This window comes from Pseudomonas koreensis, from assembly GCF_036668835.1.
GTDB classification, from domain to species: Bacteria; Pseudomonadota; Gammaproteobacteria; order Pseudomonadales; family Pseudomonadaceae; genus Aquipseudomonas; species Aquipseudomonas koreensis_I.
This window is the reverse complement of record NZ_JAZEVW010000006.1, coordinates 185,089-204,985: the sequence shown is the minus strand read 5'-3', so window position 1 is coordinate 204,985 and position 19,897 is coordinate 185,089. Positions and strand designations below refer to the sequence as shown.

Here is a 19,897-nt window from a genome sequence, read left to right as displayed (position 1 = left end):
TGCCGGCCATGGCGTACGGGGGGCGGCCAAAAGCTCATGCTAAAGATCGAAAAGAAGGGAAGGATCTATTTTTTAACAGATCAGCTTGGTAACACCACCAAAAGTCCTATCCTAGGAAATTCGTTGGGTATAGCCCTGCTGGCCGGCCGGTGATGAGCACCGAATGATGCTGGTGTCGTTCGTTTTTTACATCTTTGATGCTGGAGAGTGACCCCAAAAGTCCAAACATTGGAGTCCGGTTTCCTCTCATGCAGGCTCGTGGTGTTTATCAATATTTTGAACGTGATTAGGTGCTAAGGATGATGGATGAGTAGTATAGTAGGTAATAGTAAATTAGGCTTGCCATTTGCATTTCTTGCTAAAAATAAAAGGGTGCAGCCTTGGGATGAACATGTAAGGATCTGTGTAAAAAATGAGGTGCGATTCGATAAGATTATTCAGGGTGACGAACGGCTAAGGCTAATGAAACTTCCGGTTGCTTGGAAGGAGGTTGCAAAGTCAATATTCGCATTGGGCCGTGAGCCGGAACTTATTGGTCAAGGATTTGATATTAAAGGTGTTATGGGGGCAGTGGGAGAAGCGCTTACTGAGCTGCTGCTGCCTGGTGAGGAGGGAACTGTAAACAGTATGGGCCACGATGCTATTTACAAAGGTAACTACATAGAGGTAAAAAGCACTGTTGCGCGTAAGGTGACAATGAGTAATCCGCAGTACAGAGGGGCGGACTATTTGGTGATGCATCGTTTTCATAAAGAGACAGGTCGTTATTATAATACGTATTTGATCCCAATGAATCTCCTTCGGTTTTTTAAGTTTGACAGAGTTCGAAGTGTTTCTGTGGATCTTGCGGTAGATACTTGGGCCCGTGCACTTTCCATAACGTTAGAGCGCCTCGTAATTTTTTTCAAATTGATAAGTAATGAGTCGACAGCCTCAAATTCGCCTGCTTGCTCATCATGCCATGCTAAGGTTGTGCGAGACGGTGTATTTCGTATACAAGCGCTTGTTGATTTATGTGTTGGGTGCGGATGGACTTCTTGGGAGCTCCGATATGCGTATTATGATTGTTTAGTTTTTGAAAGCCATTTTAGGGCGAAGCGTCGAAAAATTGGTGAGGCGGAGCGTGACTTCAAAGACTTAGATCTTCACTATGGGAAGGCTTGGCGGTTCTCGGTTACTATCGATAAAGACGGTAATCGGAGCGTGCATCATAATATGCCGGCGCGTATTGTTTGTGGGGAGAAAATATTTAGCCTCGACTTTTGCCCGAGTTGGTATTTTTCCTCTAAACTGCCGAAAAATTCATTACCGCTAAATTTCGATTTTTACAAGCTGTATCGAGCTTTACAGAAATATAATCGGAGAGAGGATTCTCCAATTCGAGATGTCCGAATTGAATTCGATGAGTCGAAGTTAGTAGTGCGTGTGAGAAGTGGGTTGGCTTGCACTGCTGATGACGGAGAAGTTCGATTTTACACAATCTCAGAGCTTAATGTTCTGAGCTGTGAATATCAGATAGTCAAATTGATTCGTGAACTGAAAGCAATATGGTATTTCGTGGGCGATGCGTAGTAGTGCGGGTTAACGCATAGTGAAAGCTTTGGCCGAAATCGGCATCGCTATCACACTTAAAACGCAGCGTTACAAACGGGATTCTAGGCGAATCCGTCCGAGGCGACATAACGCAATGAGGTCTCGATAAACACAAAGTTTAAAAAGACATTTCTAAACACTCTATCAGGCTACGTACTCTTGCGCCTTTGCCTACAGCTACGCCAGAATCCGCCGGCTTGTGCGCTTTTGGGGCGGGTTCTATTGTGGTTCGGTCGCTGACGAATCAGCGATCGGGTTTGGTAGCCCGGTTTAGACTTGGCGCATAGCGTCACCGATTCAGCCCTTTTTCGGGCTCTGTTTATGGTGGCCCTGCGCAGGGCGTCTTCGGGCGCGCCGGTTCTCCAAGTCACCGGTCTACCAACCTTCGTATGGCCACCACCCCTTCGTTTGGTAGCGAAAGATGATGGCTCTTTTTCGATGACTTGGAGATTCACTCATGATCAAACCAACCCCCAACCCACCCGAATCCAACCCCACATCCCCCTACGAATCCACCCACTCCAAAAAACTCCACGAAGCCGCCGACCGTGCGCTCGACCATTACCTCTGTCAGCCCGGTTCCACGCCGCCGCCGCGTAAACACCGTGGGATGTATGCCGTGACTGCGGATAACAAAAACGAGGAGCTGTTGATCGATGCCAGTGAAACACTCGCTTCGGCCCAGACCATCACGCAGAACGTCGCCAGCTTGTTGCCGGCGTCGCAGCGGCGGGCGTTGTTGGGGATTTCGCAGTTGATCATGCTCGGGGAGCTGGCGGTGAATCGCTTTGGATAATTTGCAGTTGCCGGATTGATGCGGAGTAGGGCGGGCAGCGGTGGCACTAGTGCTGTCTCTGTTGCCTGATCGGCCGCTATCGCCAGCAGGCTGGCTCCCACAGGGTTTGGTGTTGGTCGCGGATGTTGTGTTCGGGGCGGGGACCTGTGGGAGTGGGGCGGTTACTCTTCTGCGTCGAATTTATCGGGTTATTGAGGCGCTTCAGGACATTCGCGGGTCCAGCGCGTCACGGTCACGTCGTTCAATTGTTCGCCAATGGTATCGACGCGCAGGCACGTGCCTTTCTTTGAGTAGTACAAGATGCAACGTGAGCTATCGAACGAGCAGGTATCCAGTTCGTAGAATTTGCGTGTAGCCAGTTCCTTTTCCACTCCGCTGTATTCGTAGCCGTCGGTGGCATGCATGCGCGTTGGTTTCCAGCCTTGTTTGACTAGCTTGGACTTGGCCGCGCCCAAGCGCTCACCGACGACTATGCCCGCTGGCCCATGCATGTCCTTTGGTGTTTGCGAGCCATCGGCAAACGCTGCGCTGATGCCCATCGAATAAAACGCGGCAAGCACCAGGGTTGAAGTCTTCATTTAACGATTTCTCCTTTTCCGGGACTGATGAGCAAACCTCATGAAGCCTTGCCGATTTACCCGTCTAGTCCTCAGTCGTTAGCGCGCTTACTGTTCTCCCTACGCCCAATGGGAGATCAACATGCACAAACGCACACTCGGCAACAGTTCACTCGAAGTATCCGCCCTCGGCCTCGGCTGCATGGGCCTCAGCCATGGTTACGGCCCGGCCACGGATACCCAACAAGCCATCGCACTGATCCGTTCAGCCGTTGACCGAGGCGTGACGTTCTTCGACACCGCAGAGGTCTACGGCCCTTACCTGAACGAGCAAGTGGTCGGCGAAGCACTGGCGCCGGTTCGCGATCAAGTGGTCATCGCCACCAAGTTCGGCTTCACCTTCGGCGACGACAATAAACAGCAGGTTCTGAACAGCCGCCCGGAGCACATTCGCGAGGCGGTCGAGGGTTCGTTGCGTCGACTGAAAACAGATTACATTGATTTGCTCTACCAGCACCGCGTCGATCCGGACGTGCCAATCGAAGACGTCGCCGGTGCGGTGAAAGATCTGATCGGCGAAGGCAAGGTCAAGCATTTCGGCCTGTCGGAAGCCGGTGCGCAAACCATTCGCCGTGCCCATGCGGTGCAACCGGTCACGGCGCTGCAAAGCGAATACTCGCTGTGGTGGCGCGAGCCTGAACAGGAAATCCTGCCGACGCTTTGGGAACTGGGCATCGGCTTCGTGCCGTTCAGCCCACTAGGCAAAGGTTTTCTCACCGGCACGGTGTCGGCCGAGGCCACTTATGGCAGTGACGACTTCCGCAGCATCGTCCCGCGTTTCAGCCAGTCGGCGCTGCAGGCAAATCAGGGTCTGGTGGTGTTGATTCGTCAGATCGCTGCGCAGAAACAAGCCACACCGGCACAGATCGCGCTGGCTTGGCTGCTCGCGCAGGCACCGTGGATCGTGCCGATTCCGGGGACGACCAAACTGCATCGCCTGGAAGAAAACCTCGGCGGCGCGGACATCATCCTCGACGTGGCCGAGCTCAAGGCAATCAATACCGCGCTGGCGCAAATCCACATCGAAGGCGAGCGCTATCCCGAGGCCCTCAAGGCGCGCGTCGGCCGATGAGCAACGATCACGATCCGCTGCGGCGCACGGTGATCGCCGCGTTGGCTAGCGCGCCACTGCTGTCGCTCGCCGACACGCAGAGTGCCGGTGAAACACCGCGTTCTGGCTCGCGAATTCTGGTCGCGTATTTTTCGCGCTCGGGCAATACCCGCGTGGTTGCCGGGCTGATCCAGCGTGGACTGGGTGCCGATCTGTTCGAGATTCGCCCGGCCCACGCTTACCCCCAGGACTATCTGCAAACCGTGGAGCAGGCGCGCCAAGAGCGTGACAGCGGCTTCGAGCCCGAGCTGCAGAACAAGGTTCATGCCCTCAGCGACTACGACACGATCTATCTGGGTTTTCCGATCTGGGGTGAAACCGCGCCGCCGATCGTGCGCGCATTCCTCAGCGCCCACGACCTGACCGGCAAGACCCTCATCCCCATCAACACCCACGGCGGTTATGGCTTGGGCAACAGCCGCAGTGTGCTGGTCAAGCACGCGCCGAAGGCCAAAGTGCTGGAAGGATTTGTGATGGAGGGTGAGCAGGAGCGCAAGACCATGGAACGCGTGAACGGCTGGCTGAACGATCACCCTCTCACGCATTAATCGAATTCTGTACGGAGTGACATCATGAAAATCCGCACGTTGGGCAATGGCCTGGAAGTGTCCGCCTTGGGTCTTGGCTGCATGAGCATGACTTCGGCTTACGGGCCGGCAGCCGACCAAGCCAGCATGATCAAGCTGATTCGTTCGGCCCACGAGCAAGGCGTCACCTTGTTCGACACCGCTGAAGCGTATGGCCCGTTCGCCAATGAAGAGTTGCTGGGCGAGGCCTTGCAACCCATCCGCGAGCAGGTCGTCATCGCCACCAAGTTCGGCTTCGATATCGACCTGATCACCGGCGCACGTGGCGGCGGCACCAACAGCCGCCCGGAGCATATACGCGCCGTGGCCGAAGCGTCGTTGAAGCGTCTGCGTACCGATTGCATCGACCTGTTTTATCAGCACCGCGTTGATCCCCAGGTGCCGATCGAAGACGTTGCTGGCACCGTCAAGGAGCTGATAGCCGAGGGCAAGGTCAAACATTTCGGCCTGTCTGAGGCGGGTGTACAAACCATTCGCCGGGCGCACGCGGTGCAGGCGGTCACGGCGGTCCAGAGCGAATATTCGCTGTTCTGGCGCGGCCCGGAGCTGGAACTGCTGACGGTGCTGGAAGAACTGGGGATCGGCTTCGTACCGTTCAGCCCGCTGGGCGCCGGTTTCCTCACCGGTCAGATCGACGAGAACACGCAGTTCGACGCGAGCGATTTTCGTAATTTCGTCCCGCGCTTTTCCCCTGAGGCGCGCAGGGCCAATCTGGCGTTGGTCGATGTGGTGAAAGCCGTCGCGCAACGCAAACACGCCACGCCGGCGCAAGTGGCACTGGCCTGGTTGCTCGCACAGAAACCGTGGATTGTGCCGATCCCGGGCACGACCAAACAGCATCGCCTTGAAGAAAACCTGGGCGCGGTCGAGTTGCAATTGACTGGCGACGATCTGCGCGTGATCAACGAACAGATGGCGCAGATTCAGGTGCACGGCGAACGTCTGCCGGAGTCGGCACTGAAAATGACCGGACTCTGAGTCTGTCCAACGCGGCGCCATGTGCGGCGTCGCTTTCCCTGTCTGACTGGAGAACCAATCCGATGAACCGATTGATTGCGCCACTCGTTGCTTTGTCACTGATGGCGGCAGAGTCCCAGGCCGCCAGCGAAATCCGCATTACGCCAAACGGCTCGCAGCCCTCGGTCAAGGGCGCGGCGCAAAACTTTACCGGCACGGTGCGCGTTGATGGCCTGTTCAAAGGAGATGCGCCCGCGCGTATTGGCGGCGGCACGGTGACCTTCGAACCCGGCGCACGCACGGCGTGGCATACCCACCCGCTGGGACAGACGCTGATCGTCACCGCTGGCGTCGGCTACGTGCAGCAAGAGGGCGGGCAGCGTCAGGAGATCCGTCCGGGTGATGTTGTCTGGATCCCGCCGCACACCCGTCACTGGCACGGCGCTACGGCAGGCAACGGCATGACCCATATCGCCATCGCTGAGGCTGAGGATGGTAAGACCGTCACCTGGGCGGAACAGGTCTCGGATGGGCAATACGCCGGTAAATGAAGTTACCGAATGTGTCGAAGCTGCTCGACCGGCACGTTCGCGGCAAACCGCCACGCAACTTCAAGTCCCCGTAACAACAGGCCCGCACCGGGATTCCAGCGGTTATTGCAACGTCGACTCATGAGTTCTGCTCAGGAGTCCATGCGCAATTTCGGGGTTAATCGCCACAACCTTCCTCCTTACGATCCAGCGACACCGCAGCGCCCGCAATGGATGGAGCCCTTCACGATGATCACTGACACCCGCAACAGCATTGCTCTCCCCACACTCATGGCGCTCTGCCTGAGCGTCGGGGCGATGTTCAGCGTCACCACTCAAGCAGCCGAGGCTTCGCCCACCATGACCAGCACACCCGCCAGCGCAGCCAGCTTGTCGAGCCAGCAACAAGCCATTCCACTGATCGCGGCGTTCATGGCGACCAGCGACATGCCCAACCTCAACACGGCGCTCAACCAAGGGCTTGATGCCGGCCTGACCATTAGCGAAACCCGCGAAGTTCTCGTGCAGCTCTACGCCTACGTCGGCTTTCCGCGCAGCCTCAACGCCTTGAATGAATTGATGACGGTGGTGCAGGCGCGCAAACAGCGCGGCATTGCGGATGCGCCTGGGCGTGAGCCGAGCCGGGCGATTCCGGTCGGGGATGAGCTATTGGCAGCGGGTACGGCTAATCAAACCAAGATCTCCGGCGCTCCGGTCAAAGGCCCGGTTTTCGAGTTCGCCCCAGTGATCAACCAGTTCCTGCAAACGCACCTGTTCGGCGACATCTTCGAGCGTGACAACCTCGACTGGCAAAGTCGCGAACTGGCGACTGTCGGGGCGCTGGCAGCAACGCCGGGGGTCGAGCCGCAATTGCGCTCGCACATGGCGGCGAGCCTGCGCGTCGGTCTCAGCGCGGCACAGTTGCGCGAAGTCACTGAGCTGCTGAAAAAACATGATACGCAGACTGCCGAGCGGGCCAATGTTGCGCTGACCCAAGCCCTCGCGGTTTCGGGGAAATAACATGAAATCTGCAAAGCATTTGCTTAGCGTCACGCTGTTGAGCCTGTTGGCGGCCTGCGCGAACCATTCCGAAGGCCCGCTGCTGATCCAGAAACAAGGCAGCTTCGCCGCCGGTGGAACGATGACCACGGCACCGGGCACCTTCAACCCGCGCCAACCGATGACGCCCAACGGCCAGACCTACCACGGTGACCACGCCTACGCCTTCTATCAAATCCCGGTGGACGCGCGAAAACTGCCCATCGTCATGTGGCACGGCGCGGGTCAGTTTTCCAAGACCTGGGAAACCACCGCCGATGGTCGCGAGGGTTTTCAGAACATCTTTCTGCGCCGCCACTACGGCGTCTATCTGATCGATCAGCCTCGGCGTGGTGATGCCGGGCGCAGCATGGTCGAGACCACCATCAAGCCTGTGCCGGACGAACAACTGTGGTTCAACCAGTTCCGCATCGGCCTTTGGCCTCGCTACTTCAACGGCGTGCAAGTGGCACAGGACGCCCAGACCCGCGAGCAGTTTTTCAGGGCAATGACGCCGAACACCGGGCCGTTTGACATGGGCGTGGTCTCCGATGGTGTGTCGGCGCTGTTCGATAAAATCGGCCCCGGCATCCTGTTTACGCATTCTCAGGGTGGCGGGCCGGGCTGGTTGACGGCGATCAAGAACGACAAGGTCAAAGCCATCGTGGCGTTCGAACCGGGCAGCAGCTTCGTGTTTGCTGACGGTGAAGTGCCGGCGCCGATCCCCAGCGCGTTCGACACGGTGCAAGGCGCAGCGGTGCCGATGGAGCGATTCATGGCTCTGACGCGCATTCCGATTCTGATCCTGTACGGCGACAACATCCCGGAACAGGCAGTCGATCTGCCCGCTCAGGACAGTTGGCGCGCACGCCTGAAAATGGCCCGGCTCTGGCGTGACGCGGTCAATCGCCATGGCGGTGATGTGCGACTGATACACCTGCCGGAGATCGGCATTCACGGCAATACACATTTCCCTATGTCGGATTTGAACAACGTGCAGATCGCTGACCTGGTCGCGCAATTCCTCAAAGAAAAACAGCTGGACTGACCCAAATACTTTTGCAACTGCCGCCCTTTTTTTGCTCAGGAGCTTCACGTGAAGAACACCCTCAAAGCCACGTTCATGTCGGCATTGGTCGGCCTCTCGGCAGGCGAAGCCTTGGCCGCCGACTACAAGAAGAACCCGTTCACCCTCGTTTACGACGGCGCCATCAGCAAAAACGAACCGGGCAAGGTCAACATCCATCCGGTGAGCTACAAGCTCAACGGCCTAAACATTGCTGCCAACGTCTACACCCCGGCCAACTATGACGCGAAAAAGACCTACCCGACCGTGGTCGTCGCGCATCCCAACGGCGGTGTGAAAGAGCAAGTCGCCGGTCTGTATGCCCAGCGCCTCGCCGAACAGGGCTACATCACCATCACGGCCGATGCGGCCTATCAGGGCGCCAGCGGTGGTCAGCCGCGCAGCATCGATAAACCGGCGTATCGCATCGAAGACATTCACGGCATGGCCGATTTCATCAGCCAGTTCGCTGGCGTGGATGACAAGCGTCTGGGCCTGCTCGGCATTTGCGGTGGCGGTGGTTATTCGTTGGCGGCGGTTCAAACTGACAAACGTTTCAAATCCCTGGCGACGGTGAGCATGTTCAACTCGGGTCGAGTACGCCGCAACGGCTACAACGACTCGCAAATGGATAGCATCCAGCAACGTCTGCAACAGGCATCAGCAGCCCGCGCGCAAGAAGCAGCGGGGGGCGCGGTGCTGTATTCGGGGGATGCCAACCTCACCGATGAGCAGATTGCCAAACTGCCTTTCGAACTGTACCGCCAAGGTTATGAGTACTACTGGAAAACCCACGCGCACCCGAACTCGACCTTCAAATACACCACCAGCAGCCTTATTGACCTGATGCGTTTCGACGCCACCGACCATATCGAGTTGATCAATCAACCGTTGCTAATGATCGCCGGCAGCAAGGCCGACAGCCTGTACATGACTCAGGATGCGTTCCCCAAAGCCACCGGCACCACCGACAAGGAAGTGTTCATCCTCGATGGCGCCACCCACATTGAAACCTACTGGGTGCCGCGTTATGTCGATGCGGCGATCGGCAAACTGACGGATTTTTACGCACGCACCTTGTGATCAGCGCGCCAAGGGTCGCGCATCCGTGCGCGACCTGCTTTCATGGAATAATCACGCGCTCCTCATGAGAGGTTCTCATCAATGTCCCGCCCCAATCTCAACGACCTGCAAGCGTTCGTGGTCATCACCCGCGAAGGCAGTTTTACCCGTGCTGCCGCGCAACTGGGCGTTTCGCAGTCAGCGCTGAGCCACACTCTGCGGGCACTGGAAACCCGGCTGGGCGTGCGCTTGCTAACGCGGACTACGCGCAGTGTTTCACCAACGGAGGCGGGCCAACGCCTGTATCAAGCGATGGCGCCGCGCTTTGAAGAAATTGAACTGGAACTGGCTGCAGTCAGCGAGTTTCGCGACACCCCTGCCGGCAATGTGCGGATTCAGGCGTCCGAGCATGCGGCGAACAATATTCTCTGGCCGAAGCTGCTGAAGGTGCTGCCCGACTACCCGGACATCAAGGTCGAAATCACCGTCGATTACGCCCTCGCCGACATCGTCGCGCAGCGCTATGACGCTGGTGTTCGACTAGGTGATCAGGTGGCCAAGGACATGATCGCCGTGCCGATCGGGCCATCATTACGCATCGCCGTTGTCGGCTCACCGCAGTATTTCCAGCATCGGCCTTACCCGATGGAACCGGGAGATCTGGCGGCGCATAACTGCATCAACCTGCGCCTGCCGACTCACGGCAGCCTGATGCAATGGGATTTCGAAAAGGATGGCCACGAACTCAAGGCCCGCGTCGAAGGCCAATGGACATTCAACAGCAGCGTGCCTATTCTGCGTGCGGCCGTGGCGGGATGTGGCTTGGCTTTCCTGCCAGAGGACATGGTGGCGAAGGAGCTTGCCGACGGTAGCCTTGTGCGGGTGTTGGAAGATTGGTGCCAACCCTTTGCCGGTTACCATCTCTACTACCCTAATCGCCGTGAACATTCCTCAGCGTTTGGCGTTGTAGTTGAGGCGTTACTCTACAAGAGCTGAATCATCGACCTTCAAGGCGTCTGAATTTTCCCCGCCCCCCCAAACCGTGAATGAGCAGAGGATTTTGATCGACTGCGTCGGGCGCGACCGACTGCCCAGAACGTCGCCAGTCTGTTGCCGGCGTCGCAGCGTCGGGCGTTGTTGGGGATTTCGCAGTTGATTATGCTCGGGGAACTGGCGGTGAATCGGGCTTTGGATAATTTGCAGTTTCCGGAGTGATGTAAGTGCTGGGGTTGGCTGGGGGATGACTTGGGGGACGTGAGCAAGCGCGACCCTCACCCCAGCCCTCTCCCGGAGGGAGAGGGGGCCGACCGAGGTGTCTTTCGTGATACATCGACCTGGAAGACCTCAGCGATTATGGCTTTGATGAGTTTCGGCGATTCTGGATTCGAAGCGTTACGTTCAGGTCGCCGTCACTCTCGAATAGCCCCGAATCGGCCCCCTCTCCTGGGAGAGGGGGCCGACCGAGGTGTCTTTCGTGATACATCGACCTGGAAGACCTCAGCGATTATGGCTTTTGTGAGTTTCAGCGATTCTGGGTTCAAAGCGTTACGTTCAGGCCGCTGTAACTCTCGAATATCCCCGAATCGGTTCCCTCTCCTGGGGGAGGGGGCTAGGGTGAGGGGCTGTCCGTTCGTGTCAAAGTCTCCAGCCTGGTCAAGGGCGGCGCATCCTGACTTTAGCGAGATGGGGTCTGATTTATTTTTCGACATCCAACCCCAATAATCGAAATCAAATGCGTCGCTAAGACGCTCGGCATTTTCGACACACCAGTTGTGCGCTTAATCCCTGTGTCCATCAGCTATTAATCTTCAGGAGCGACGCACCGACGATAATTCGACAAACCCCAAAAGTCATCTCTAATCCAACCGGACTATCGAGGCGCTACAAACACTGCAATATCCAGCCATTCACCCCATTGCGAGGTCATCATGAACATTGATTTCACCGGACGTAAGGTTTTGGTTTCGGGTTCCACCAGCGGTATCGGTTTTGCGACGGCCAAGGGCTTTTTGCAAGCGGGGGCGCAGGTGGTGATCAACGGTCGCAGCCAGGACAGCGTCGACGGCGCTTTGCAACGGCTGGGCGGACTGGTCGGCAAGGCCATCGGTTTTGCCGGTGATCTGGGTAGCGAGGCTGGGGTCGACAAACTGATCGCGGAGCACAGTGCCTTCGACGTCGTCATCAACAATCTGGGCGTGTTCAATCCGCAGGATTTCTTCGAGATACCGGACAGCGAGTGGCAACGCTTTTTCGACGTCAACGTCATGTCCGGCGTGCGCCTGTCACGCGCCTATGCGCAGGGCATGGTGGAGCGTAAGTGGGGGCGGATCGTGTTTATCTCGTCGGAGTCGGCGGTGAATATTCCGGCTGACATGATCCATTACGGCTTCAGTAAAACCGCGCAACTCGCCGTGTCGCGCGGCCTCGCCAAGCGTCTGGCGGGCACCGGGGTGACGGTGAATGCCGTGCTGCCCGGGCCGACCCTGTCTGAAGGCGTGGCGCAAATGCTCAGCGCCACCGTCGAAAGCAGCGGCGAGAGCCTGGAGCAGGTGGCCGCTGACTTCGTCAACGCCCACCGCAGTTCCTCGATCATCCAGCGTGCCGCCAGCGTTGAGGAAGTCGCCAACATGATCATCTATGTCAGCTCCGAACAGGCGTCCGCCACCACGGGCGCAGCCCTGCGCGTCGACGGCGGGGTGATCGATAGCATCGTCTGAGATTTATTCTGCTGACGGCGCGTCAATCGGCACGACGAGCGCCGTCAGCGCTCAAGGAGGTTTTAGGCGGGAAGGGGTATTTGCCTAAGGCCCCATCCCGTGAGTAGAATGCGATTCATTATCAATCATGTATTCGCCGGGATTCCGATGCGCAGCGACGAAACACTAGGCACTGCTGATCTAGGGCTGCTCTATCGCACCCACCATTCGTGGTTACAGGGCTGGCTGATCCGGCGCACTGGATGTCGCGATAACGCTGCCGATCTGGCGCAGGACACGTTCGTGCGTCTGCTCAAATCCCGTCAATCCAGCCCGTTGCGCGAACCGCGCGCTTATCTGAGCAGTATCGCTCGCGGACTGATGATTGATCAGTATCGTCGTCGCGAACTCGAGCGTGCCTACCTCGAAAGCGTGATGTTGCTGCCTCCCCACGAGGTGCCCTCGGAAGAGAGCCGGCTGGTGATTCTGGATGCGCTCGAGCGTATAGACCGCATGCTCGGTACGCTTAAACCACGGGTTCGCCAGGCGTTCTTGTTTGCCCGGCTCGACGGCCTGACCTGCGCGCAAATAGCCGAAAAGCTCGGTGTTTCCCGCGCGACGGTGGAGCGCGACCTGGCCACGGCCCTGCAACATTGCTATCGCTTGCGTTATGTCGAGGCCTGAGCCGCAGGCGCTCGATCCGGCCATTGTCGAGCAGGCGATCCAATGGCTGGTGCGCGTTCGCTTCAATCAAGCCGATGAACAGACACAGCGCAGTTTTGAGCACTGGCTGCAGCAGCGCCCGGAGCATGGGTTGGCGTGGCAGCGTGTGGAAACCCTTGGCGATGACTTCGCAGGCGTGCCCGCGCAACTGGCCCGACAAACCCTGGATGGCAGCCGTCAGGGAATGCGCCGGCGCGAAAGCCTGAAGTTACTGGGCATTTTGGCGACTGTTGGCACGGCAGCCTGGCTCGGCCGGGACTACACGCCGGTCCCCGCCATGTTTGCGCAGCAACGCAGCAGCACCGGCGAGCGACGCCGCTTCCAGCTCGATGATGGCAGCCTTGTCCAGCTCAATAGCGATAGCGCCGTCGACAGCGAGTTCGACGCCCAGCGACGCCTGATCATCCTGCGACGGGGTGAAATCATTGTAAATGTCGGCGCGGACGCGCATTCGCATCAGGTGCGGCCTTTCTGGGTGCAATCACGCGACGGCCTCATGCAAGCCCACAGTTCGCGTTTTCTGGTGCGCGAGCGTGACGATGGCACGCTGGTCGCGGCGCAGGAAGGGTCCGTCACGCTGTTCCCCGGCGCCCGTCAAACGCCGGCAAGCCGCAGCGTGCAGGCGGGCGATCAGTTGCTGTTCACATCCAGTGGCTTGCGAACGTTCAGCGACAAGGGCCTTGATCCCTGGAGCTGGGGTGACGGGGTGATCAGTGCGCGCAACATGCGCCTCGGTGATTTCATCGCGGAGTTGTCGCGTTATCGCCCCGGGGTGTTGCGCTGCGCCGAAGAGGTCGCGGATCGTCGCGTTTCCGGCACCTTCCAGCTTGCCGACAACGATCAGGTCCTGGCGTTGATCGCGCAATCACTGCATTTGCACGTCGATTATCGAACCCGTTATTGGGTGACCCTGACCGCTGCCAGCTGAATTCAGCAGAATTTCATACTGCGTGAAAAATAATGAGGTGGTTTCTCATTCTCGTTCGACCTCTTTGGAAGGCCGGAATACAGGCCAGTCTGTCGATGTCCTTTCTTGGAGCGAGAAAATGAGTTCGTCCCCGGTTTCACAGCGCCATCCATTGAATCGCGCCTTGCACGCGGCGATTTTGGGTTTGATCGTCAGCAGCTACGCATTGCCATCGCTGGCGCAAACGTCGAGCGCTGACCAGAGCAATCAAGTCAAACCGTGGAACATCGCTGCGGGCCCACTGGCGCCGGCGCTTGATCGCTTTGCGCGCGAGGCGGGCATCAGTCTTTCATTCGATGCGTCGAGTGTCGCGAACCGCACCACGGCTGGCGTGAATGGCACGCTCGATACGTCGGCAGCGCTGGCCTCGTTGCTGCAGGGCAGCGGATTGCAAACCGAACAGCAAGGGCCGAATGCTTACCAATTGGTCCCTCAGGCAAAGCCCGCCGGCCCGCTGGAGCTCGACGCAACAGACGTCGAGGACTACCGCCTTGCGCCTCTCATCATCAACGCCAAGGTCCGGGTCAGTGCCGACGACGACACCAACTCGGTGGTCGCCAAGGAACTCTGGGTGGGCGGCAAGGTGGCCACCAGCATTCTCAATACACCGGCGTCGGTGTCGGTGGTGACCAACAAGGAAATGCAGCAACGCAGTGTCAGCACCACCGAAGAGGCGCTGCAATACACGCCGGGTGTGGTCAGTGACTTCTATGGTACGGATGACCGCAACGACTATTTCCAGATTCGCGGCTTCCAGGCCACCACCTACCGTGACGGCTTGACCCTGAGTTCGATGCGCGGCGTGCGCGAAGATCCATTCGCCTATGAGCGCATCGAGATTCTGCGCGGTGCCAACTCCACGCTGTTTGGCCCCGCAGACCCCGGCGGTTCGGTGAACTTCGTGACCAAACAGCCGCGCTTCGAGAAGTTTGGTCAGGGCTATGTGACCTACGGCTCGTTTGACCATGTCGAGACCGGCATCGATGTGGGGGATGCGTTGAACGACGAGAAAACCCTGGCCGGCCGCTTTACTGCCAAAGGCCAGAACAGCGACCGCGAGTATGATCACTCACAGGACGACAACCAGTTGTTTATGGGTGGCCTGACCTGGGCTCCGACGGATTACACGTCGGCGACGATGATTCTGGACTACCTGAAAACCGAAAGTTCGCCCAACAGTGGCGGTTATCCGCTGGACAAGGAGTACGACCGCAGCAAATTTTACGGCGAGCCGAGCTACAACTTCCACGATGTCGAGCGCACCAGCCTCAGCGGTAACATTACCCATGACTTCGATAATGGCTTCGTACTGCGCAGCAACCTGCGTTACAGCAAGTTGACCGATGATTTTGGCTACGTTTACTTAAGCGACAGCGCCGCACGTGTCGGTACGACCGTCGACCGCTATCTGTTTGGCACAGACACTGAGGCCGATCAGTTCAACGGCAATCTGATGCTGCAATACGATGCCCGCTTCGAGAACATCGACAGCAGCAGCCTGGTGGGCGTGGAGTATCTGGATTCGACCACCAAGGAAAGCTCGGTCTACGACCTGACGACCCCGATTGATATTGCCAATCCCGTGTTTACTGGCGTTTCACGTTCAATCGCGCCGTATGCCGTGAACAAGCGAGACGCGACCACCAAAGCCGTATTCCTTCAGCAGAACCTGTCGTTCTACGAGCGTTTCATCGTCACCGGGGGTGTGCGCAACGATTCGATGGACCTGACCAGCAAAGGCTTGCAATCGACTGAGAAAGACACCTTCTCCGAAACCTCTTACCGCGGTGCCTTGACTTATATCGTCAACGACGAAGTGTCCACTTATGTGAGCATGGTGGAATCCGTCTCGCCGCCGCAAGTTGGGGTAACACCGCAGACGGGCCGGCAGTACGAAGTGGGTGTGAAGTATGCGCCGATGGGGATGGACGCACTGTTTTCCGCCGCCGTTTATGACCTGACCCAGGAAAACGTCACCATCGCCGTGGTGCTGCCGAGCGGCATCATTGAACAACAAACGGTGGGCGAGTCGCGGGCACGCGGTCTCGACCTGGAGGCCAAGGCGCAGGTGACGCAGAACCTCAGCCTGATCGGTGGTTATTCCTATATGGAGTCGGAAGTACTGCGCGGTTCGTTGTACGACGGCAGCTCGCTGAAGGGCAACGAGTTCGCCACGGCACCCAAGCACTCCGCTTCGCTCTGGAGTTATTACGACCTGCCCGGCACGGATGTCAGCGTCGGCTTGGGTGCGCGCTATGTCGGCGCTTATTACTTCGATGCCGCCAACTCCGGCAAAAGCGACGGCACCACGCTGTTCGACGCCGCCTTCAACTACAAGATCGCCAAGGGTACTGACCTGGCGGTGAATGTCAGCAACTTGCTGGATGAGCAGCACGTGGTCGGTTCCGGCACAGCGAACTTCTACAATCCGGGTCGCGAGATTACCGCCAAAGTGAGTTACAACTGGTAAGTGGGCGTTTAAGCCTTTTTCTTTGCCAGGAAGCGGTGCCTGCTTTATCGCGGGTACCGTCAATCTGGTCATCAATCGGCGGGGTGAAAGTAGGGCGTTGATAGCAGACGTAGTGTTAGCGCTACGATCTCGGTACCCCGGGCACATCCATATTGATCTTTCGCCAGAAAGCTTCAGAAAAGCTGTAAACCGAGAAAGCGATCAGCCCCAACGCCATCACGATCAAGATCAACCAGCCCGCTGGAAGATTCTGCAGCGCGTCCAGAGCCTCTTTCATACCCGGTGGATCCATCGCTTGATAAGTGGAACCGCTGACAGCCAGCAGCACCGCAATCTCGATAAAAACCACCCCACGGGCGATCAGGCCGAACCTGGAGACTGGGCGGACATACCGCATGACATCCTCGTCAGCCTCAAAGTATTTCTCGAACGTCGCCTTCCAGCCCTTGATGATGTGCGCAATACCTACGCCCAGCGGAACAAGTGCGATCAGGTACACCAAAAGATTCGAGTGATCCCAGGACAACAAATGCGCCAGCCAGTCTTTGGTCTGCCCACCGGAATTGCCCGAGCTTCTAATGCCGCTTACGAGCAAACCCAACGCAAAGATCGCTAAAGCGCCGTTGACCATACCGCCGGCCAACAGACCCGCGCGAATGACCAGGCCCTTGAGGTCCTTGCCATGATGATCGACATCACGCGTCGCTTGCAGGACGCGCCAAGCTGCAAAGGCGAGCAGGCCGGCCACTACAAGCCCAACCAGGAAATAGCCGAAGGGTTGGCTGAGCAGCGCCTCCAGGCTTTTGTGGCTGTCCTTGGGTTTGGTCGAGTCCTGTGCCGCCAGCAGTGCGAAGATACCGATGATCAAATAAAGCACGCCACGAGCGGCGTAACCGCCCCGAGCGAGTATTACCAGGCTATGTTGCGCGGACATTCGATGTATTCCAGAGAGGGCATACAACAGCAGACCCCTCGTGCTGGCTGGGGTTCTACTTGCTGTATCAACCTTATTGGCAATGGTGCGAGTGGCTGCCCTCACCCCAGCCCTCTCCCAGAGGGAGAGGGGGCCGACCGAGGTGTCTTTAGGGGTACATCGACCTGCAAGACCATAGTGATTATGGCTTTTGTGAGCTCAGCGATTCTGGATTCAACGAGCCACACTCAGGTCGGCGCAACCCTCTAATCCTCCCCGAATCGGTTCCCTCTCCTGGGGGAGAGGGCTAGGGTGAGGGGCGGTCCGTCTGCGACAACAATGCCTCCAGCCTCGCCCCATGACGCTTTAGTTCACCGGCTTCAAACTCCATTCGAATCGCGACCTGACTTCAAATAGGTTTTCGCCCACTCCCGGTAATGGTCCGAGAGTGTGTATCTGGCAAGCAGCTCAGGAAGCGAACGCTCGTTTCCCTCTGCGCCGCTTTGTTCACGCAACGCTGCGTACGTCGCTTCGATGGCGGCCAGATACGGGGCATGCCCATTGACCACAATCCGCACATTGCCAGCATTCAGTCGCTCAACATCGCTCAGCGCCGGATTTGCATAGTTGATCAACATGATCGGCACACTCAGATGTGCGGTGAGTGCGTCCAGATGATCGAAGTCTTTGACCCCAACGAGGCAAATCGCGTCGGCCCCAGCCTTTTCATACGCCGTGGTGCGTGCAATGGAATCTTCCAGCGTGGTAACGGCCACATGGGTTCGGGCGATGATGCTGAGGGCATCATCTGATCGGGCAAACCGAGCGGCGTAAATCTTGCTCGCGGCTTCTTCCAGCTCGATAAGCACAGGCGATTGCTCGTCGTACCTCGCCGGCAGGTGAGTGTCCTCCAGCGTCAGCGCAGCAACGCCGGCTTTCTGCAGCTCGGTCACGGTGCGCATGACGTTCAGCGCGTTTCCGTATCCATGGTCGGCATCCGCGATGATCGGGATCTGGCTGGCCCGGCCGACTCGGGAAACCTGCTCGACATACTCATCCAGCGTGAGCAGCGCGATGTCCGGTGCCCCCAATACCTGAAGCGAGGCAACGGACCCACCTTGAATGGCCACCTCAAAGCCAAGATCGCAAGCCATACGAACCGAGATAGGGTCGAATACTGAAGCAGCAAACTTGCAGTCATTTCCTCTGAGTAAATCACCAAACGCCTTGCGTAGTTGATGATGTGATCGCTCAATCATTTTTGGCTCCATCGAATGCTCACCAGTGATGTGCGAGGTCTCATTCGAGTTGAACGAGACCTGGAAGGCGCTACCGGTCATAGCCGTTGAAGGCGAGATGACCGGATCCCTTTGCAGATTATTTCTGCGCCAGCAATGCCTTCCTGGCCGCTTTCTCGTGTTTCATGGCGGCGATTTCACGCTCGCACGCCTCGACATCAAACGAGTTGTCCCACTTGGCAATAGCGATGGTGCCGATGCCGTTGCCGATCAGGTTGGTCACGGCCCGCGCTTCGTTGAGGAATCGGTCGATGCCCAGCAGCAAGACCAGGCCCACCAGAGGTATGGAGTGAATGGTTGTGAGCGTTGCGGCCAGCGTTACAAAGCCTGCGCCAGCCACCCCGGCCGAGCCCTTTGAGGTCAGCAGGAACACGCCCAGCAAGATCATTTGATCCATAAAGGTCAGTGGCGTATTGGTCGCCTGGGCAATGAAGATGGCGGCCATCGTGAGATAGATGCAGGTGCCGTCTGCGTTGAAGGTGTAGCCCGTCGGCAGCACCATGCCGACGACCGATTTTTTACAGCCAAGTTTTTCCAGCTTCACCATCATGCGTGGCAACACGGCTTCGGTTGAGCAGGTGCCAAGCGTGATGAGAATTTCATCCTTGAAGTAGCGCAGAAACTGCATCAGCGGCATACCCGACCATCTGGCCACCGTACCCAGCACCACGACGATAAAAATCAAGGTTGTGATGTAGAGGGCGACCAACAACTGACCGAGCGACAGCAGCGTGCCAATTCCGTATTTGCCAATCGTGAACGCCATGCCAGCACCAGCACCCAGTGGCGCCAGGCGCATGACCATCGCCACGATCCTGAACAGACCCTGCAGGAACAGATCGATGGTATTGATCAAGGGTTTGCTGGTTTCGCCCATTTGGACCAGAGCCACACCCATCAATACCGAGAGCAGAATGACCTGCAGCATGACGCCATTAGAGAACGCGCCGAGGAAGGTGTGAGGGATGATATTGAGAAAGAACTCAACGGTGCCGCCTTGCTCAGTGGCGGCCTGGCTGTACTTGCTGACCGCATTTGCATCCAGCGCGCTGACGTTGATATTCATCCCGACGCCAGGCTTGACGATGTTGACCACGATCAGGCCGACGACAAGGGCGATGGTTGAAAGAATCTCGAAATAGATCAGCGCTTTCACGCCAATCCGCCCGACCTCTTTGATACTGCCCATCTTTGCGATACCGACCACGACCGTACCGAAAATGATCGGCGCCAACAGCATCTTGATCAGCTTGATGAAGCCATCGGCAAAGGGTTGGAGCTTGGCGCCGATATCGGGTACGAAGTAACCGATCGCGGCACCGATCACGATGCCGATCAGCACTTGCACATACAGCTGGCCGTACCAGCGGGACTTGGACATTTCCACGGAAGCACCTCATTTTATTGTTGTGATGGGCGTGTGGTTTGGCGTCTGCGGCAGACGCCTGAGTCTGCGGCCCTTTTTTAAAGAAA

Annotated in this window: 17 protein-coding genes and 2 pseudogenes; 15 read left to right on the top strand and 4 right to left on the bottom strand. The window is 57.7% G+C overall.

Annotation, left to right across the window (positions count from 1 at the left end; genetic code table 11):
- The first annotated feature begins 306 nt into the window (after positions 1-306).
- Both V6F91_RS19000 and V6F91_RS18995 read left to right on the top strand, forming a co-directional pair.
- Entirely contained in the window at positions 307-1,572 is a 1,266-nt protein-coding gene (locus tag V6F91_RS19000; RefSeq protein WP_332767075.1) for a hypothetical protein, read from the top strand.
- Between the two features lie 478 nt (positions 1,573-2,050).
- Positions 2,051-2,408 (top strand): annotated as a pseudogene (locus tag V6F91_RS18995) (DUF6124 family protein).
- A 169-nt stretch (positions 2,409-2,577) separates the two neighbouring features.
- On the opposite strand, the gene V6F91_RS18990 reads toward V6F91_RS18995, so the two are convergent.
- Complete coding sequence (locus tag V6F91_RS18990; protein WP_332767073.1) at positions 2,578-2,967, bottom strand: hypothetical protein; 390 nt, start codon at positions 2,965-2,967, stop codon at positions 2,578-2,580.
- A gap of 121 nt (positions 2,968-3,088) precedes the next feature.
- Between V6F91_RS18990 and V6F91_RS18985 the strand changes: the two genes are divergently transcribed.
- The 13 genes and pseudogenes from V6F91_RS18985 (at position 3,089) to V6F91_RS18930 (ending at position 16,213) form a co-directional block, all read left to right on the top strand.
- Positions 3,089-4,078: an aldo/keto reductase gene (locus V6F91_RS18985; RefSeq protein ID WP_332767071.1), complete on the top strand. Its 990-nt coding sequence runs from the start codon at positions 3,089-3,091 to the stop codon at positions 4,076-4,078.
- Positions 4,075-4,665 (top strand): flavodoxin, encoded by a 591-nt coding sequence (locus tag V6F91_RS18980; protein WP_332767069.1) that lies wholly within the window; start codon positions 4,075-4,077, stop codon positions 4,663-4,665. Before V6F91_RS18985 ends, V6F91_RS18980 begins: the two co-directional genes overlap by 4 nt.
- A gap of 24 nt (positions 4,666-4,689) precedes the next feature.
- A complete protein-coding gene (locus V6F91_RS18975; protein ID WP_332767067.1) occupies positions 4,690-5,682 on the top strand; it encodes an aldo/keto reductase in 993 nt (330 codons plus the stop codon).
- Positions 5,683-5,744: 62 nt separating this feature from the next.
- Positions 5,745-6,212, top strand: a complete 468-nt coding sequence (locus V6F91_RS18970) for a (R)-mandelonitrile lyase (protein WP_332767065.1) — start codon at positions 5,745-5,747, stop codon at positions 6,210-6,212.
- Positions 6,213-6,440: 228 nt separating this feature from the next.
- Complete coding sequence (locus V6F91_RS18965; RefSeq protein ID WP_332767063.1) at positions 6,441-7,211, top strand: carboxymuconolactone decarboxylase family protein; 771 nt, start codon at positions 6,441-6,443, stop codon at positions 7,209-7,211.
- A gap of 121 nt (positions 7,212-7,332) precedes the next feature.
- Entirely contained in the window at positions 7,333-8,277 is a 945-nt protein-coding gene (locus V6F91_RS18960) for an alpha/beta fold hydrolase (RefSeq protein WP_332767242.1), read from the top strand.
- A 48-nt stretch (positions 8,278-8,325) separates the two neighbouring features.
- Entirely contained in the window at positions 8,326-9,378 is a 1,053-nt protein-coding gene (locus tag V6F91_RS18955; RefSeq protein ID WP_332767061.1) for an alpha/beta hydrolase, read from the top strand.
- An 81-nt stretch (positions 9,379-9,459) separates the two neighbouring features.
- Positions 9,460-10,353 carry a LysR family transcriptional regulator gene (locus V6F91_RS18950; protein WP_332767059.1) on the top strand — a complete coding sequence of 298 codons (894 nt, stop codon included), beginning with the start codon at positions 9,460-9,462 and terminating at the stop codon, positions 10,351-10,353.
- 72 nt (positions 10,354-10,425) lie between these two features.
- Positions 10,426-10,572, top strand: a pseudogene (locus V6F91_RS27535) (DUF6124 family protein); the annotation flags it as partial.
- A 713-nt stretch (positions 10,573-11,285) separates the two neighbouring features.
- Complete coding sequence (locus tag V6F91_RS18945) at positions 11,286-12,074, top strand: SDR family NAD(P)-dependent oxidoreductase (RefSeq protein WP_332767057.1); 789 nt, start codon at positions 11,286-11,288, stop codon at positions 12,072-12,074.
- Between the two features lie 147 nt (positions 12,075-12,221).
- Positions 12,222-12,737 (top strand): sigma-70 family RNA polymerase sigma factor, encoded by a 516-nt coding sequence (locus V6F91_RS18940; RefSeq protein ID WP_332767240.1) that lies wholly within the window; start codon positions 12,222-12,224, stop codon positions 12,735-12,737.
- Positions 12,724-13,704, top strand: a complete 981-nt coding sequence (locus tag V6F91_RS18935) for a FecR domain-containing protein (RefSeq protein WP_332767055.1) — start codon at positions 12,724-12,726, stop codon at positions 13,702-13,704. Before V6F91_RS18940 ends, V6F91_RS18935 begins: the two co-directional genes overlap by 14 nt.
- Positions 13,705-13,822: 118 nt before the next feature.
- On the top strand, positions 13,823-16,213 hold the full coding sequence (locus tag V6F91_RS18930; RefSeq protein WP_332767053.1) for a TonB-dependent siderophore receptor: 2,391 nt from the start codon (positions 13,823-13,825) through the stop codon (positions 16,211-16,213).
- Positions 16,214-16,334: 121 nt separating this feature from the next.
- On the opposite strand, the gene V6F91_RS18925 is transcribed toward V6F91_RS18930, so the two are convergent.
- From V6F91_RS18925 to dctA, 3 genes are all read right to left on the bottom strand, one after another.
- Entirely contained in the window at positions 16,335-17,147 is an 813-nt protein-coding gene (locus V6F91_RS18925; RefSeq protein ID WP_332767051.1) for a DUF1206 domain-containing protein, read from the bottom strand.
- A gap of 359 nt (positions 17,148-17,506) precedes the next feature.
- Entirely contained in the window at positions 17,507-18,385 is an 879-nt protein-coding gene (locus V6F91_RS18920) for an isocitrate lyase/PEP mutase family protein (RefSeq protein WP_332767049.1), read from the bottom strand.
- A 118-nt stretch (positions 18,386-18,503) separates the two neighbouring features.
- A complete protein-coding gene (gene dctA / locus V6F91_RS18915; RefSeq protein ID WP_332767047.1) occupies positions 18,504-19,811 on the bottom strand; it encodes a C4-dicarboxylate transporter DctA in 1,308 nt (435 codons plus the stop codon).
- Positions 19,812-19,897: the final 86 nt, after the last annotated feature.

Excerpts from the sequence above, each read along its gene's own strand:
- V6F91_RS18945 (WP_332767057.1), top strand. The coding sequence starts at position 11,286 with ATGAACATTGATTTCACCGGACGTAAGGTTTTGGTTTCGGGTTCCACC.
- V6F91_RS18975 (WP_332767067.1), top strand. The coding sequence starts at position 4,690 with ATGAAAATCCGCACGTTGGGCAATGGCCTGGAAGTGTCCGCCTTGGGT.
- V6F91_RS18950 (WP_332767059.1), top strand. The coding sequence starts at position 9,460 with ATGTCCCGCCCCAATCTCAACGACCTGCAAGCGTTCGTGGTCATCACC.
- V6F91_RS18965 (WP_332767063.1), top strand. The coding sequence starts at position 6,441 with ATGATCACTGACACCCGCAACAGCATTGCTCTCCCCACACTCATGGCG.
- V6F91_RS18960 (WP_332767242.1), top strand. The coding sequence starts at position 7,333 with ATGACCACGGCACCGGGCACCTTCAACCCGCGCCAACCGATGACGCCC.
- V6F91_RS19000 (WP_332767075.1), top strand. The coding sequence starts at position 307 with ATGAGTAGTATAGTAGGTAATAGTAAATTAGGCTTGCCATTTGCATTT.
- V6F91_RS18970 (WP_332767065.1), top strand. The coding sequence starts at position 5,745 with ATGAACCGATTGATTGCGCCACTCGTTGCTTTGTCACTGATGGCGGCA.
- V6F91_RS18990 (WP_332767073.1), bottom strand. The coding sequence starts at position 2,967 with ATGAAGACTTCAACCCTGGTGCTTGCCGCGTTTTATTCGATGGGCATC.
- V6F91_RS18940 (WP_332767240.1), top strand. The coding sequence starts at position 12,222 with ATGCGCAGCGACGAAACACTAGGCACTGCTGATCTAGGGCTGCTCTAT.
- V6F91_RS18980 (WP_332767069.1), top strand. The coding sequence starts at position 4,075 with ATGAGCAACGATCACGATCCGCTGCGGCGCACGGTGATCGCCGCGTTG.
- V6F91_RS18925 (WP_332767051.1), bottom strand. The coding sequence starts at position 17,147 with ATGTCCGCGCAACATAGCCTGGTAATACTCGCTCGGGGCGGTTACGCC.
- V6F91_RS18935 (WP_332767055.1), top strand. The coding sequence starts at position 12,724 with ATGTCGAGGCCTGAGCCGCAGGCGCTCGATCCGGCCATTGTCGAGCAG.
- V6F91_RS18985 (WP_332767071.1), top strand. The coding sequence starts at position 3,089 with ATGCACAAACGCACACTCGGCAACAGTTCACTCGAAGTATCCGCCCTC.
- V6F91_RS18920 (WP_332767049.1), bottom strand. The coding sequence starts at position 18,385 with ATGATTGAGCGATCACATCATCAACTACGCAAGGCGTTTGGTGATTTA.
- V6F91_RS18930 (WP_332767053.1), top strand. The coding sequence starts at position 13,823 with ATGAGTTCGTCCCCGGTTTCACAGCGCCATCCATTGAATCGCGCCTTG.